The sequence below is a fragment of the Cryobacterium sp. MLB-32 genome (genome assembly GCF_000738085.1).
Classification (GTDB): domain Bacteria; phylum Actinomycetota; class Actinomycetes; order Actinomycetales; family Microbacteriaceae; genus Cryobacterium.
Map to the genome: position 1 here is coordinate 1 of NZ_JPRS01000563.1, position 914 is coordinate 914.

At 61.1% G+C, this 914-nt stretch carries 1 protein-coding gene; it reads left to right on the top strand.

The genetic code is table 11. The features are described from left to right. Window positions 1-135: 135 nt before the first annotated feature. On the top strand, window positions 136-914 hold a 779-nt coding region (locus tag JF66_RS19970), incomplete at its 3' end, for a YjiH family protein (protein WP_035880633.1).

Below are 914 nucleotides of genomic sequence, written 5' to 3' on the forward strand. Positions count from 1 at the left end.
GGCAGAATCTCATATCTGAGACTGCATCCGCCGCTCTTACATTGTCCCCTGATGTGGGTTCACGGTTCGATGGACGTACGTAGAAAGGCCGGGGGGCATCCGTCACCCTGCCGACGCAGGTGTCAGGAGACAACGATGACCATGACCACCGAGGTCCCGAGAACCCGCACCCCGGGCATGTGGAGGCTCTTTGTCTACAGCGGCATAGGGGCGTTCATGTTCTTCGTTCCTCTCACGATCGGCGGCACGAGCACGATCATGCTCGACCACATCGTGACGTTCCTGCAGTCGAGCATTGGCCCGGTGCTGCCGTATTACGCACTCGCCATCATCCTGGCCGGCGCGGTGTATCCCTTCGTGACGGGAAGCTGGAAGACATCCGTCGTCAATACGGTGTTCTCGCTATTCAAGGTCGTGGGTCTGGTCGTCGGAGTCATGATGGTCTTCCGGGTCGGCCCGGCCTGGCTGTTCGATCCGGACATGGGCCCGTTCCTCTTCGACAAGCTGGTGATTCCCGTCGGGTTGCTCGTGCCGATCGGAGCCGTGTTTCTCGCGCTGATGGTCAGCTATGGACTGCTGGAATTCATCGGCGTGCTCGTGCAGCGGGTGATGCGCCCCATCTGGAAGACCCCGGGGCGATCGGCCATCGACGCGGTCGCCTCTTTTGTGGGCAGCTACTCACTGGGGCTGCTCATCACGAACCGGGCCTACAAGGACGGCAAGTACACCGCCCGAGAGTCGGCGATCATTGCCACCGGGTTTTCCACCGTCTCGGCCACCTTCATGGTGATCGTCGCCAAAACTCTCGATCTGATGGGCCAGTGGACGGCCTACTTCTGGGTGACGTTCCTCGTGACCTTTCTCGTGACGGCCATCACGGTGCGCATCTGGCCGCTGAACAGCATCCCCGACAC